The 14338-nt window shown below is 49.7% G+C and carries 12 protein-coding genes; 1 reads left to right on the top strand and 11 read right to left on the bottom strand.

From position 1 onward, the window contains the following. Window positions 1-15 precede the first annotated feature (15 nt). Complete coding sequence (locus EDM55_RS10610) at window positions 16-999, bottom strand: alpha-ketoacid dehydrogenase subunit beta (RefSeq protein ID WP_122960312.1); 984 nt, start codon at window positions 997-999, stop codon at window positions 16-18. Next, window positions 996-2063 (bottom strand): pyruvate dehydrogenase (acetyl-transferring) E1 component subunit alpha, encoded by a 1068-nt coding sequence (gene pdhA, locus EDM55_RS10605; protein ID WP_122960311.1) that lies wholly within the window; start codon window positions 2061-2063, stop codon window positions 996-998. Before pdhA ends, EDM55_RS10610 begins: the two co-directional genes overlap by 4 nt. Window positions 2064-2251: 188 nt before the next feature. Between pdhA and EDM55_RS10600 the strand changes: the two genes are divergently transcribed. Beyond that, a complete protein-coding gene (locus EDM55_RS10600) occupies window positions 2252-3661 on the top strand; it encodes a sigma-54 interaction domain-containing protein (protein ID WP_122960310.1) in 1410 nt (469 codons plus the stop codon). 228 nt (window positions 3662-3889) lie between these two features. On the opposite strand, the gene EDM55_RS30905 is transcribed toward EDM55_RS10600, so the two are convergent. The 9 genes from EDM55_RS30905 to gltB all read right to left on the bottom strand — a co-directional run bounded on the left by EDM55_RS30905 (window position 3890) and on the right by gltB (window position 14254). Further along, a complete protein-coding gene (locus EDM55_RS30905; protein ID WP_246070806.1) occupies window positions 3890-4117 on the bottom strand; it encodes a hypothetical protein in 228 nt (75 codons plus the stop codon). Between the two features lie 25 nt (window positions 4118-4142). Continuing rightward, window positions 4143-5114 carry a flavin-containing monooxygenase gene (locus tag EDM55_RS10595; RefSeq protein ID WP_246070807.1) on the bottom strand — a complete coding sequence of 324 codons (972 nt, stop codon included), beginning with the start codon at window positions 5112-5114 and terminating at the stop codon, window positions 4143-4145. A gap of 209 nt (window positions 5115-5323) precedes the next feature. Then, a complete protein-coding gene (locus tag EDM55_RS10590; RefSeq protein ID WP_122960309.1) occupies window positions 5324-5779 on the bottom strand; it encodes an SRPBCC family protein in 456 nt (151 codons plus the stop codon). Further along, entirely contained in the window at window positions 5772-6125 is a 354-nt protein-coding gene (locus EDM55_RS10585; RefSeq protein ID WP_246070808.1) for an ArsR/SmtB family transcription factor, read from the bottom strand. The genes EDM55_RS10590 and EDM55_RS10585 overlap by 8 nt, the downstream gene beginning before the upstream one ends. Window positions 6126-6197: 72 nt before the next feature. Further along, on the bottom strand, window positions 6198-7433 hold the full coding sequence (locus tag EDM55_RS10580) for an MFS transporter (protein WP_092269940.1): 1236 nt from the start codon (window positions 7431-7433) through the stop codon (window positions 6198-6200). 8 nt (window positions 7434-7441) lie between these two features. Next, window positions 7442-7885 (bottom strand): helix-turn-helix domain-containing protein, encoded by a 444-nt coding sequence (locus tag EDM55_RS10575; protein ID WP_092269943.1) that lies wholly within the window; start codon window positions 7883-7885, stop codon window positions 7442-7444. 623 nt (window positions 7886-8508) lie between these two features. Beyond that, entirely contained in the window at window positions 8509-8892 is a 384-nt protein-coding gene (locus EDM55_RS10570; RefSeq protein ID WP_122960308.1) for an acyl-CoA thioesterase, read from the bottom strand. A gap of 37 nt (window positions 8893-8929) precedes the next feature. Continuing rightward, complete coding sequence (locus tag EDM55_RS10565; RefSeq protein WP_311133298.1) at window positions 8930-9469, bottom strand: NUDIX domain-containing protein; 540 nt, start codon at window positions 9467-9469, stop codon at window positions 8930-8932. 171 nt (window positions 9470-9640) lie between these two features. Then, window positions 9641-14254, bottom strand: a complete 4614-nt coding sequence (gene gltB / locus EDM55_RS10560; protein WP_122960307.1) for a glutamate synthase large subunit — start codon at window positions 14252-14254, stop codon at window positions 9641-9643. Window positions 14255-14338 lie beyond the last annotated feature (84 nt).

The following is a 14338-nucleotide window of genomic DNA, read 5'->3' as shown; positions in this document are numbered from 1 at the left end:
CCTCGCTCCTTCTTTCTAGTACGTAACCGTTTCCAAAATTCCGTTCATGACACGACTTGGCGTTGGCATGTAATCATCCTCGATGCTAAATTGCGGAACGGGTACATCAAAACCGGTTACCCGCTTCACAGGGGCTTTCAGGTAAATCAGTGCTTCATCGTTTATGACTGATATGATTTCGGCACCCACACCCATAGTCTTATGCGCTTCATGGACGACCATCGCACGCCCCGTCTTTTTCACGGAGGAGACGATCGTATCCCGATCCAGAGGGTAAATCGTGCGCAGATCTACCACTTCGCAGCTGATTCCCTGCTCTCTCTCGATCTGTTTCGCTGCGTCATCGGCTACGCGAAGCATCGCTCCCCAGGCGAAAATAGACAGGTCATTTCCTTCACGGACCACCTTTGCCTTGCCGATTGGCTCCCGGTACATTTCCTCTGGTACTTCTTCCTTAAAGGCGCGGTAAAGCTTTGTCGGTTCCAGAAAAATAACGGGATCCGGGTCTTCCATTGCCGCAATGAGCAGGCCTTTCGCGTCGTACGGATTGCTCGGGACTACGACCTTCAAGCCGGGTACGTGTGCGAAAAACGATTCCACGCTCTCTGCATGCAGCTCAGGCCCGCGAATGCCGGCTCCGTACGGTGTACGAACCACCAAAGGTACGTTGTAATGACCGCGCGTCCTGTAGCGCATCCGTGCCGCATGAGAGACGATCTGCTCGAAGCCTGGATAGATAAAGGCGAGGAACTGGATTTCGACTACGGGAATCATTCCATTCATGGCAAGCCCGATTGCCGCACCGATAATGCCCGATTCAGCTAGCGGTGTATCCACGACTCGATTCGGACCATATTTTTGAAGCAGGTTTTCAGTCGCCCGAAATACCCCACCGTTCACTCCAATGTCCTCACCGAGCAGCATGGTGCGAGAATCTTCTGCCATCTTTTGGTCCATCGCTTCTGTTATCGCCTGTATCATTGTCAGTTTTCGCTTCATGCTGGGATCCCTTCCTTTTTTACAGGCTGTGCGAGTTCTTTTTCTTGTTCAGCCGCCATCCAGGTAGGCTCCGCATAGACGTGCTTGAACATATCCTCTGGACGCGATTTCGGGTAGCTCTCCGCTTCAGCCAGTGCAGCATCGATCTTCTCCCCAAAGCTTGCAAGGCGCTCATTTTCCCACGCTTCTGTCCACAGTCCTTGCTTTTCCAAATAGACGCGCAGCCGCTGGATGGGATCGCGTTCACGTCTCCATTCTTCCGATACGTTTTCCTGGTCGCGGTATTTTTTCGGATCGTCTGCAGTCGTATGCGCTCCATAGCGGTATGTCACGGCCTCGATCAATGTCGGCCCTTCCCCGGCTTTGGCACGATCGATCGCCTGCCTAATCGTCATAAAGACTGCAAACACGTCGTTTCCATCCACGCGAACGCCAGGAATGTCATAAGCAGCTGCGCGTTGGGCAATCGTTTTCGACGCAGACTGCTGCGAGAAAGGAACGCTGATGGCATAGCCATTGTTTTGGCACAAGAAGATCGTCGGCGTTTTAAATACCCCAGCGAAGTTGAGTGCCTCATGGAAATCCCCTTCAGATGTCGCTCCGTCTCCAAAATAGGCCAAGCTGACCTTCTTTTCCCCTTTCAGCTTGCTCGCCCACGCTGTACCCACGGCATGGATCATTTGCGTTGCGATCGGCACACATTGCGGCATGATGTTCAAATGGCTAGGGCTGATACTGCCGTCCATATGTCCCATCCAATAAAGGAAAACACGGGCCATCGACTGACCATGCACGATGCTCGCCGCATGATCGCGATACGTTGGGAACAGCCAGTCTCCAGGGCTCAGCGCCATGGCACTGCCTACCTGTGAAGCTTCCTGTCCTTCAAAAGGTGCATAAGTACCCATCCGACCTTGACGCTGCAAGATAATTGATTTACGGTCAAACCTTCGAACGAGCAGCATATTTTCAAACATTTTCACCATCGTAGCTTGATCCAGTTGGCCATCGAGGTTTGTGGCGAGCTCCCCTTCTGGAGTCAATACCTGATATAATGTAGACATTCCAACATCCCTCTCTTTCTGATTCGCTTCGTTACGCTACTGTAGAGCAAATAACGTGCCAATCGAAAAAACGGCATTTTCGGCCACTAACGACGCATAGATGATCATTTTTGCATATGCATCTTTGCTCATGAATGCTCAATTCTGACTATTCCCACGAAAGACAGACTGGGTCCAAGGGGGCGACCATGTTTCGTACAAAGTTTTTTCATTCAAGCGATACCGAGGAGCTCGTCAAACTGATGACAACCGTTCTGCAAAGCTCGCATGATGGCCTTGCAATCTGCGACAGGAATGGCTATGTCCTTCTCTATAATGAAGCGTATTTGCAAATCACGGGTATACCGGCAGAGGTGTTGAATCAATACAGCTATTTCGAGCAAAAGGATTTACATATGGTGCCGGATTCCTCAGCTGTGCGGGCGATGAAGACGAAGCAAATGCACAGCGTTGTCATCGATTACGCAAACGGCCGAAAAGCGATCAATACAGCCACTCCGCTGCTGGATGAAAATCAGGAGCTGCTGTACGTTGTCGGAAACGTTCGCGACATTACGGAGCTTAACCAGCTGCAGCAGGAGCTTGAAGAGACACGTCAGATCAACACTGCCTTTCAGCAAGCTTTGGAACAAATCCGCAACGACATCGACTACGACGGACAGCTCATCTACCGCAGCAATCTCATGCTGCGAATCGTGGCACTTGCGGATCGTTTTGCCACGAACGATTCTCCCATCCTCCTGCTTGGGGAATCAGGTGTGGGAAAGGATGTGCTGGCAAACTACATTCATACGAAAAGCGGAAGAACGGGAGAATTCATCAAGATAAACTGTGGAGCGATCCCGGATCATCTGCTGGAATCTGAGTTGTTCGGGTATGAAAAAGGGGCGTTTACCGGTGCCAGTCATGCAAAAGAAGGTCTTTTTGAATTGGCGCACAGCGGCACCATCTTTCTCGATGAAATAGGTGATCTGCCCTATCCACTGCAGGTAAAGCTGCTTAACGTCCTGCAGGATGGGAAAATCCGGCGTTTGGGGGGAAAAACGTCCCGCGAGGTCAATATGCGAATCATCGCGGCCACCAACAGCGATCTGGAAACCATGGTCGAGCAAAAGCGGTTTCGCCAGGATCTTTTTTACAGGCTGAACGTCCTTTCTATTACCATACCCCCATTACGCGAGCGGCGTGAGGATATACCTGCCCTAATTTTTTACTTTTTGAAGCTGCTGGAGAAGAAATACCAGCAAGACATGCGCGTGGAGTCAGATGCGCTGGAAGCTCTGCTGGAATACGACTGGCCAGGAAATATTCGCGAGCTGAAAAACGTCGTAGAACGCTCCTACCACCTGAGCGAGCAAGGAAAAATATCACTGGAGCAGCTCCCTACCTCCATACGCAAGGTGCAGCATGCTGCGATCCCAGCCGAGCTGTCCACCATGGATCCTTCTCTGTCATTGAAGGAGGCTGTCGATCATTTTGAACGAGAATACATTCACCGCATTTTGCAAGAGACTAAGACCATGCAGGAATGTGCAGACCGTTTAGGCGTAAACATCTCTACGCTCGTACGCAAGAAACGGAGCTTGGGAATTAAATAGAGATTAGAAAACTTGGCTGCGCCAAGCCTTTTGCACCCAAAGGGTACAGGTCTCCGCCTTAGTACCCAAAGGGCACAAGTCTTGCTATCTCACTTCGTTCGAAGTCTCGCTATGTTGCACTTATACTAGATAAGAATCTTATCAATTCTTACTGTACAAAAAAACAGCTCGCATCCCAAAGGATCGAGCTGTTTTTTCCTGTTTTGGACGAAGCGTATTAGAGCGAGTTCACTTGCCCGCTTTCTGGAACGCGTTAAAAGTAAAGCCTTCGTACCCCCTCTCCGCGATACCTGTACATATCTGGCGGTAGTTTCCCACACCTCCGAGGTAGATGGGAAACCCAACCGGCTTATCTTTAATATTCGCGCCCGTATACCAGGATTCGGCCTTGGTAAACAGTGTCGCGCTGGCAACCTCCCAGCAGTGCTTGCTCCATGCTTCTTCTGCATCCTTCACGGCCTCTATACTCTCATAGCCTTGTTCACGAATATATTGAATGCAATCCGCGATCCACTCCACGTGCTGTTCGATGGATACAGGCATATTGCTCAGTACAGACGGGCTTTCCGGTCCGGTGATCATGAACATGTTGGGAAAGCCTGCGTTCCCCTTGGGCCCAAGCGGATTCATATACTTGCTGCCGCTCCTCCTCCGATACTTCCAGTGCCGAAACTCGGCTGCGTCTGTAAGGGAAACCCGCCGTAGATTCTCGCATCGACTGTTTCATCTCATGAAAGCGGTTTTTGGCATTTTGCACGTACGCTTCTTCCAATTCATGATTCTGTGCAGGCGAGCTATATTGCGCTGTTCTTTGAATAACGGTCAGGTGCAAGGCTTCTTCCGCAATCACAGGTATGGACTGGATTCCGCTTGAGCCAGTACCGATCACCCCTACACGCTTACCATGGAAATCTACTTTCTCATGCGGCCAATTTCCGGTGTGGAACCATTGTCCCTCAAAGGTTTCGAGTCCTTTCATTTTGGGAACGTTCGTTGCGGATAAGCAGCCCACAGCCGAAATAAAATAAGTAGCCATGACGGTTACCCCATCATTCGTTTGGATTCTCCACTTGCGCTCATCGTCATCGTAGTGCGCGGCAGTGACTCTTGTACGGAATTGAATATCTCTGCGCAGGTCGAATTTATCCGCAACGAAGTTCAAGTAACGCAAAATTTCCGGTTGTCCCGGATAGCGGGAAGACCAGGTCCATTCCTGATACAGCTCTTCGGAAAACGTATAGTTGTAGTAGATGCTCTCGGAGTCGCATCTCGCACCCGGGTAGCGATTCCAATACCAGACCCCGCCTACGCCTTCTCCTGACTCATAGAAACAAGCGGACAAACCAGCTTCGCGCAGCCTATGCAGCATGTACAGCCCGGAAAACCCCGCTCCGACAATGACAGCATCAAACGCAGGAAGCGGATTAGATTTTGTGTTGTGTTGCGTTGTCATCCAGCCTTCCCCCTCACAACGGAAATTTGAAAGCGCCCTACAGAACATCCCTGTCTCCCTATCGATATTTTCATTTTATTCTTATTTGTAAAGCGGAGAAATTACCTGTTTTCAGGCAGACAGACTCCCTCAAATCAGGGGGTTGCCCCCCCTTTCGCAGGCATAAAAAATAACCGCTTCTAGGGCGGTTATTCGGCAGATTTCATGGCTCACAGGCTAATCGGCGCCAAGGTTTTGCCTGTTTCCAGCAAGCTTTTCAGGTTGCTGAGAATGGCTGGCCATCCGTTGTTCAATCCCTCAAATGTGTCATCTCGGTCTACGATGTCTACGGATACGAGCTTCTCATGCTTCAATGTCAGCTTGACCGCAGAGTCCATCTGCTTCAGCTCAAAGGTCACTACAGTCGGCTCTTCCCGAACAGCTGTGTCTGCTGTATACGTCCAGGTAAACGACAACACCCGATGCGGCTCACACGTAAGGATCTTTCCATAATCAGAGACTTTTCCATCTCGGGAATAGGTGATTTCAGAACCGACCTTCCAGTCAGACTGAATTTTGCTTCCAAAGAAATACTTCTCCGTAAAGTCACTATTCGTCAGTGCTTCCCAGAGTTTCTCCGGTGTCGTCGCGATGTAGGTCACATAAACGAAGGTCGAATTATCCATGCGTGTCCTCCTCAAGCTTTCTTTTCAGTTCCACCAAAGCATCGATTCGCTGCCGCTCGTATTTCCCAATCCAACGGTCGTAGATTTCTGCGATGGGAGCGGCATTCAAGTAATGCCGTTTGTGCCTGCCTTGCCATTCCACTACGACAAGATGTGCCTCCTCCAAAATGACGAGATGCTTCGTGACCGATTGCCGCGTCATATCGAGATGATCGCACAGCTCACTGAGTGTTTGCCCGTTATTCTGATAGAGCAAGTCCAGAAGCTGCCTTCTTGTCGCATCCGCTAACGCTTTGAATACCTTGTCCATGTCTTGATTATACGCAACCAAATAGCTGCATGTCAATTCTCCTTCTGCCATGCAGACACAAAAAAAAGAACCCCACGTTCATTCTTGGAGTTCTCCAGCCTTTTCATCTTAATGACCCGAACCAGCGTGATCTACGTGCATGACGTGGCGGCGATTCAGGAATACAAAAACCACAGACAAGAGGACAAAGCACGCCCCTACAATAAACGGAACATGAGGGTTGAACCACTCTGCCAGCTTACCTGCCATCACAGGAGCAATCGCACCGCCGATAAATCGCAAGAAGCTATACGCAGCCGAAGCAGTCGAACGCTCGACTGGTGCTGCATTCATCACAGCGGTCGTAATCAGCGTATTGTTATTCCCCAGCAAAGCGCCGGAGAAAATGACTGACACAATCACGACAGCTGGTGTATTCGTCCATATTCCCATGGCGAGAAGGGTTAAGCCAAAAAGGCCGAGCATGACGGACATGGATTTGACTGTCCCAAACTTTCGCTGCAGGATGGGCGCCATGAAGACCGACGTGACGGCAAGCAAGACTCCCCATCCTAAAAAGACGTAACCCAGCCCATGCTCATCCAGTCCCATCACGAAAGGAGCGTACGCCATGAGAGTAAAAAACCCGATGTTGTATAAGCAAGCCGTCAACCCAAGCACGACGAGGGAACGATGCTTCATCGCACGGAATGGATCGCTCAACGAGGTCTTCTTTTTCGGAGCATTGGTTGTCACAGCTTCAGCCGGCATGAGGAAAATAAGGGCGATAAAAGCAATTACCATCAACGAAGCTACTCCAAAAAATGGACCTCTCCACGAGATCGCTCCCAGCTCTCCTCCCAGCAGTGGACCGACAGAAATACCAAGTCCGATTGCAGCTTCATACAGGATGATCGCCTTTGTCACACCTGATCGGGACAAAGAGACAATCGCCGTCAATGCGGTGGCTACGAAGAGTGCATTCCCAAGTCCCCATCCTCCACGCAATCCACCCAGTACCCAAATATGATTGGATACACCTCCGAGAAAGGAAAAAAGCGCGATGATGACAATCCCAGTAAGCAGCGTCTTTTTCACACCGATCCGGGAAGCAATCATCCCTGTGAACAGCATAGCTATCGCCATGACGGCATTATAGCTGGTAAAAAGCATACTGACTTCACTCGGGGTTGCATGCATCTTTTCCGCAATAGCCGGCAGAATCGGGTCAACCAGCCCAATGCCCATGAAGGCAATAATACCCGCAAAAAATACCGCCCAGACGGATCGAGGCTGCTGCAGTAGTCCAGCCTCGTACGCATCCGCACTGTTTGCCTTGGCTGCAGCATTTCCTGAACGTGACATCCTTATCTTCACTCCTGATTTGCCATCATGGCTGTGTATTTTGTTTTGGCGATTTCTACGCGCTCCTGCAAATCTACGAGTTCTAACCGGAACTGCCTGATCTTCTCCAGCTTTAGATCAATCATGCGAAGCTGTTTCTCCAGCGTTTCCTCCAGCTCGGCTACTTTTTCCAGCTTCTTCTGAATATCCTCTGTTTGCTTGGCTTCCACACGCTGGCTGTTGACACTATCGCTCATCTGGATAAACTCTACAAGCTCCGGCAATGAAAAGCCCAGCACATCCCGTGCGCTGATGATCTTCTTTAGCAGCTCAATATGCCGATCTGTATACATGCGATAGCCTCCGTCACTTCTCTCCGGTGGAAACAGCAAGCCGATTTCCTCATAGTAACGGATGGTGCGCTTCGTCAAGCCGCACTCTTTTGCAACTTCTTCGATTTTATAAAAGCTCATGACATCTCCCCTCAAGTCCTCCTGATTTATGAAATTAAATTATCACGCAAGTAACGTTTACGTCAACGTCAATATTTTGCGACATCACTTGCACGCAAGCTGGTGGGATCCATTTGTTGTCAAAAAACAAGGAGATGGGCGATGTTACTCGAATGGTTACATGGGAATGAAGTTTTCCCAAAGCCTGAGTTTTAGCGAGATTCCACGAAAATGAATGCGAGGTGCTACATGTTCGCTGGAATCATCAAGGACAAGCGAATTTTAATCGTATACCAAGCCTTTCCTACAGCACAAACCCGTGAGTCAGGGCTGTGGGCCGCAACTTTTCGTATAACAAAAAAATACCCTCGAGTTATCCCCGAGGGCCGTTGATAGAATTTCTTGTTACAACCTTGATGAATCGATCTGTAATTCACTCCAGTCAAAGGTAACAGGAAAGAATCCATCATTTTCCTTTCCCCCAACCTTCTGCTTCATAATGAACGTTACCATTGCTCGTTGTTGAAAATGCGTAATACGAATATTGTTCCCACCGGACCACCTTAGCAGTATCTCCTTTTAATCCAGTTACTTGTGGGATATCTTGGTAACTACCGGTAATAACGGTTGGATCAGCGTAGCTCTTATTTCCACAAGGGTTCGACAGCTACACGCATGATATCCGGAACGCGAATTTTTTCTTTCGTATTCTTATCAACAGCGACAAAAGTCACTTCTGCTTCCAACACCTCTGCCTCACGTTGATTCGTGATGGTCTGCTTCAGCACGAAGCTCGTATTTCCGACGTGGTGAACGCTGGTTTGAATGCGAAGCTGATCACCTAGAAAGCTTTCCTTTTTGTAGGAAGCGTTCAGATTCGCCATAAAAGAGCTGAAACCCAGGTTCGAAAAGGCTTCATACCACGGCATGCGTGCCTGCTCCAAAAATTCCAGGTACTTCACGTTGTTCACATGTCCTGCTTGGATGACGTCAGGTTGTACGTCCAGCTCATAAACAGTAGATTGCATGCGTTTCCCTCTCTTTCCTTATCGGGTTGGGATTTTGCTAGAGTCGGAAATAGACATCCCCATTCCCAGCCGCTGTCGCTTTCTGATCAATTGTAAGTCCATTTTTGTCTACGTGCAGTGCTACATCGAGCAGCCATCTGGTGAAGCTGGCCAGCTCCATATCCTTCATTTCCTCCAGAGAAAAAAAGCCTGCTTGGTCGACTTCCACTTCATCTGGTCGAGGTTCGCCTTCCACATAAGCCATTTCGAATGCAATGTATACATTATGAATGCTGCGTGGCTGGTCGCGGACCGCAACAATGCTTTTCACTTCTGCCTGTATGCCTGTCTCTTCCAAAACCTCACGCACGATTGTTTGTTCAATCGGCTCCAGCTGTTCAATATACCCACCCGGATTCGTCCACTTTCCTTTTCCCGGTTCCTGCGCTCTGCGTACGAGGAGCATTTTTTCGTCCTTAAACACGAGGGCTCCGACCCCAATACTGTAGTTTCCCCAGTGAACATTGCCACAAGCTGTGCAGACGCGACGTTCGACCCCATCTACTTCGCGGGTCTCCATCGGGTGTCCACATGACATACAGAAGTTAACAGCCATCTCTCTCATCCATCCCTTTTTCTTTCTATGATAAGAAAATGATAGCAGATCGTTCCCTAAGAAAGGAATGCCTGAACTGCCCGGGAAGCTAACAAAGAAAAAACCGATCCTCACCTGACAGCAGTGAAGGATCGGTTTTGATGCTTCGGAATGCTACTTTCCGACAGTAGCCGCGACTTGTTCTTCCGCTTTACGCTTTGGGGCTTTTTCGGAGTTTTTCTTTTGGCTCATCTCAAAAGCTGCCAAAATGGCTTCGCTGCGCTTCATTCCGGACTGAAGCAATTCTTCCAGCGTGAGAATGATTTGCTTGTAGTCTTTTGGAATGACTTTGACGAACTTTGTTACTGTCTGCTCCCATTGGTCGAGCAATCTTTGGGCATGCTTGCTGCCAGTATACGCGACATGCTTTTCCAGAAGCTGTTTCACTTCCTTCCTTTCGCGTTCCTCCTGCAGCTGTTCAAGCAGTACCATTTCCTGATTGCAGGAAGCGGCGAACACTTCTTTGTTTTCTACCAAAACATATGCCGTACCGCCTGACATCCCGGCTGCAAAGTTTTTCCCGACCTGGCCAAGCACGACGACACGTCCGCCTGTCATGTATTCCAAGCCATGATCGCCGACTCCTTCGACTACAGCTGTCATGCCGCTATTGCGTACGCAGAAGCGCTCTCCTGCCATACCGCCGATATAGGCTTCACCGGATGTCGCACCGTAGAACGCCACGTTCCCGATGATGATGTTCTTTTCGGGAGCAAAGGTCACTTTTTGCGAAGGGAACACTGCAATTTTCCCGCCGGACAATCCTTTGCCTACATAGTCGTTCGCATCGCCTTCCAGCTTCATCGTGATACCACGTGGGACAAAGGCACCAAAGCTTTGACCAGCAGACCCTTGGAAATTCAGCAGAATGGTATCCTCAGGCAAACCATGCTCGCCATAGCGTCTCGTCACTTCACTGCCCAGAATGGTTCCCACTACGCGATTTGTGTTGTTGATCGGCAGCTTGACTTCCACTTGGCGCTGCTTGGTCAGCGCTGGTTTGGTCAGATCAAGCAGATGCTTGCGGTCCATCGTGGCATCCAGCTTGTGATCTTGTGCACGCTGATGGAATCTGCCTGTATCGCCCTGTACCTCTGGCTGGAACAGAAGCAGAGACAAATCAATGTGCTTCGCTTTCCAGTGTTCTTTCGCTTTGTCGTTCATCGTCAGGAGATTGCTGCGGCCGATCATGTCCTCGAAAGAACGGAAGCCCAGCTGAGCCATGATTTCACGTACTTCACGGGCTACGAAGCGCATGAAGTTTACCGCATGCTGCGGATCTCCCTTGAATTTTTTGCGCAGATCCGGATTTTGGGTAGCAACTCCTACCGGGCAGGTATCCAAATGGCACACCCGCGCCATGACACAACCGATGGAAACAAGTGGTGCAGTCGCAAAGCCAAACTCCTCCGCACCGAGCAATGCCGCGATGACAACGTCACGACCTGTCATCATTTTGCCATCTGTCTCTACTACGACACGATCGCGAAGCTGGTTTAAGAGCAGCGTTTGATGGGTTTCGGCAAGTCCCAGCTCCCACGGCAATCCTGCGTGCTTGATACTGCTTTTAGGCGATGCACCCGTCCCGCCATCGTGTCCGCTGATGACGATCACATCCGCCAGACCTTTGGCAACACCTGCAGCAATTGTACCTACCCCTGCTTTGGAAACGAGCTTCACGCTGATCCGTGCTTTTGGATTCGCATTTTTCAAGTCGAAGATCAACTGTGCCAAATCTTCAATGGAATAGATATCGTGATGCGGCGGTGGAGAGATCAGCCCGACGCCCGGTGTAGATTTCCGTACTTCCGCGATCCACGGATAAACCTTGTTCCCTGGGAGCTGGCCGCCTTCACCTGGTTTCGCCCCTTGCGCCATTTTAATTTGAATCTCGCTGGCATTGACCAGATAGTGGCTGGATACGCCGAATCGCCCGGAAGCTACCTGTTTGATCGCACTGCGGCGCAGGTCGCCATTTTCGTCTGTAAGATAGCGCTGTGGATCCTCTCCGCCTTCCCCGCTGTTGCTTTTTGCACCCAGACGGTTCATTGCAATCGCCAGTGACTCATGCGCTTCCTTGCTGAGGGAACCGTAGGACATTGCCCCTGTTTTAAAGCGGTGAACGATGGAATCTACAGACTCTACTTCGTTTAAAGGCACAGGCTTTCTGTCCGATTTAAAATCTAACAGATGGCGCAGGAACGCAAATTGCTGTTCATTTGCCAGTTCCGAATACAGTTTGTATTGCTCATAGCTGCCTTCACGAACAGCCTTTTGCAGAGCGTGCACCGTCTTTGGATTAAAGAGGTGAAACTCGCCGTCACGACGGAATTGGAAATCGCTTCCTGCCTCCAACGTTTCCTCCGCATGCTCAGGCAAAAAGGCTTTTGCATGACGGATCAACGCTTCTTTTGCAATAATCTCCAGCGTGATTCCTCCGATTTTGGAGGCTGTACGTGTGAAGTATCGATCGATGACAGTCTGGTCAACGCCGACTGCTTCGAAAATTTGTGCACCACGGTAGCTTTGGACGGTGGAAATTCCCATTTTGGACATGACCTTCACGACGCCCTCAATGGCCGTTTGTAGGTAGATCCCCACTGCTTCTTCCGCAGTTACATCAGAGACCTTCTGCGCTTCGACCAGCTCAACCAAAGAATCAATGGCCACATACGGATTGATCGCATCTACACCATAACCGATCAGCATTGCAAACTGATGGACGTCACGCGGTTCTCCGGATTCGATGATCAAGCTTACTTGCGTCCGGGTACCTTGACTTACCAAGTGATGATGAAGGCCGCTGCCTGCCAGCAATGAGGGAATGGCAGCTAGCTCTGCGTTCATCCCACGGTCAGACAATACCAACAAGGTGTTACCCTCAGCCATCGCTTGCTGGGCAGAAGCAAACAACTCATCTAGAGCCTTCTCCAGCTCTTCCGCGCCACCGTTGGCCGGGAACAGAATCGGCAATCTCTTCGCTTGAAACTCTGCATGTGGATTGCTTACCAGCTGTGCCAGCTCTGCGTTCGACAACAGCGGGGAACGGAGGCGAATACGCCGGCTGTTGCTCTCATCTGGTGCCAGCAGATTTCCCTCTGCACCCAGATAGGATAAAGTAGAAGTGACACATGCCTCACGAAGCGCATCGATTGGTGGATTGGTTACCTGTGCAAAAGATTGCTTGAAGTAGTTGTACAGCAGCTGTGGGCGATCAGACAGGACAGCCAATGGTGTATCGATCCCCATCGAGCCGATCGGATCCTTTTTCTCGGCAACCATCGGCGTCAGAACTTTGGACAGCTCTTCCTGTGTATATCCAAAAGCTTTTTGAAGTGCCAGCAATGCCTCTTTCGTCAGATTGGCTGGAGAAACAGCTTTTGGCAGGTTTGCAAGCGATACCAGATTTTTGCTGACCCATTCTTCATAAGGCTGCTCGCTGGCAATCTTCTGCTTGATCTCTTCATCGGAGACAATTCTACCTTCCTCCAGATCGACGAGAAGCATTTTGCCTGGACTCAGACGTCCTTTTTGCACGATCTTTTCATCTGGAATTTCGAGAACCCCTACCTCCGATGAGAAAATAATAGTATCATCAGAGGTAATATAGTAACGAGCAGGACGCAGACCGTTGCGATCCAGAATCGCCCCGATTTGTTTTCCATCGGTAAAGGAAATCGCTGTTGGACCGTCCCATGGTTCCATCAAGCAGCTGTGATATTCATAGAACGCTTTTTTCGCAGCGTCGATATTTTTGTCTTGGTCCCATGGCTCAGGGATCAGCATCATGGCCACGTGCGGCAACGACCGACCGGCCAGGGAGAAAAATTCCACACAGTTATCGAGGATCGCAGAGTCACTGCCTTCTAGATCGATTACAGGCACGACTTTGTTCAGATCTTCTCCAAACGCTTCTGACTGGAACATTTGTTCACGCGCACGCATCCAGTTGATGTTTCCTTGGAGCGTATTGATCTCACCATTGTGGATCAAATAACGATTGGGATGAGCACGCTCCCATGTCGGAAACGTGTTTGTGCTAAAGCGGGAATGCACGACAGAAAATGGGGACGCGTAGCTTTCGTCTTGCAAATCACTATAAAACTGATCCAGTTGCTCTGGAGTCACTAAGCCTTTATAAACAATGGTTCGGCTGGACATGGAAGCTGCATAGAAGCCTTCTTTCGCGATCCGCTCCATCTGTTTTCTGATCATATACAATTTTCTTTCAAATGCGAGCTGTTCTTTGACCTGCGAGCTCGCGCTGATAAATACTTGGCGGACAAACGGCTGACTCGCCTTCGCTGTCTTTCCGATTTTAGTCGAATCGGTTGGAACCGTTCTCCATCCGAGCAGCTTTTGACCTTCTTTGATAATGATCTCTTCCAATTGTTTTTCGTACGTCTGGCGGAGAGTCTCGTCCATTGGGAGAAATAGCATGCCCACACCGTACTTGCCTTGGGCAGGAAGCTTGAAGCCTAGCTCTTCACATGACTTTTTGAAGAAGCTATGCGGAATGCCCGTCAAAATACCGGCGCCGTCGCCTGTTTCCGGATCGCTTCCCTGTCCACCGCGATGCTCCAAGTGACAGAGAATTTCCAATCCTTTTTTCACCATCTCGTGATTCGCCTTGTTTTTCAAGTTGGCGATAAAGCCGATCCCACAAGCGTCATGTTCGTACATCGGGTCATAAAGTCCCTGTCGTTCAGGCATTCCACGCATTGTCATAATCTCCACTCCTTACTCTCTCTGGTAAGACTTATTTTAGATTGAGCAAATTATTTAAACAATATATAATAATTGGTGAATTGA

The organism is Brevibacillus centrosporus, assembly GCF_003710815.1.
GTDB lineage: Bacteria > Bacillota > Bacilli > Brevibacillales > Brevibacillaceae > Brevibacillus > Brevibacillus centrosporus.
Note: the sequence above shows the minus strand (reverse complement) of the source record. Positions and strands in the feature narration are given on the sequence as shown.

What these genes read in the sequence shown, in the direction of transcription:
- EDM55_RS10590 (WP_122960309.1), bottom strand. Translation starts at nt 5,779, where the DNA reads ATGGATAATTCGACCTTCGTTTATGTGACCTACATCGCGACGACACCG.
- pdhA (WP_122960311.1), bottom strand. Translation starts at nt 2,063, where the DNA reads ATGTCTACATTATATCAGGTATTGACTCCAGAAGGGGAGCTCGCCACA.
- EDM55_RS10595 (WP_246070807.1), bottom strand. Translation starts at nt 5,114, where the DNA reads ATGACAACGCAACACAACACAAAATCTAATCCGCTTCCTGCGTTTGAT.
- gltB (WP_122960307.1), bottom strand. Translation starts at nt 14,254, where the DNA reads ATGACAATGCGTGGAATGCCTGAACGACAGGGACTTTATGACCCGATG.
- EDM55_RS10610 (WP_122960312.1), bottom strand. Translation starts at nt 999, where the DNA reads ATGAAGCGAAAACTGACAATGATACAGGCGATAACAGAAGCGATGGAC.
- EDM55_RS10575 (WP_092269943.1), bottom strand. Translation starts at nt 7,885, where the DNA reads ATGAGCTTTTATAAAATCGAAGAAGTTGCAAAAGAGTGCGGCTTGACG.
- EDM55_RS10580 (WP_092269940.1), bottom strand. Translation starts at nt 7,433, where the DNA reads ATGTCACGTTCAGGAAATGCTGCAGCCAAGGCAAACAGTGCGGATGCG.
- EDM55_RS10570 (WP_122960308.1), bottom strand. Translation starts at nt 8,892, where the DNA reads ATGCAATCTACTGTTTATGAGCTGGACGTACAACCTGACGTCATCCAA.
- EDM55_RS10600 (WP_122960310.1), top strand. Translation starts at nt 2,252, where the DNA reads ATGTTTCGTACAAAGTTTTTTCATTCAAGCGATACCGAGGAGCTCGTC.
- EDM55_RS10565 (WP_311133298.1), bottom strand. Translation starts at nt 9,469, where the DNA reads ATGTCATGTGGACACCCGATGGAGACCCGCGAAGTAGATGGGGTCGAA.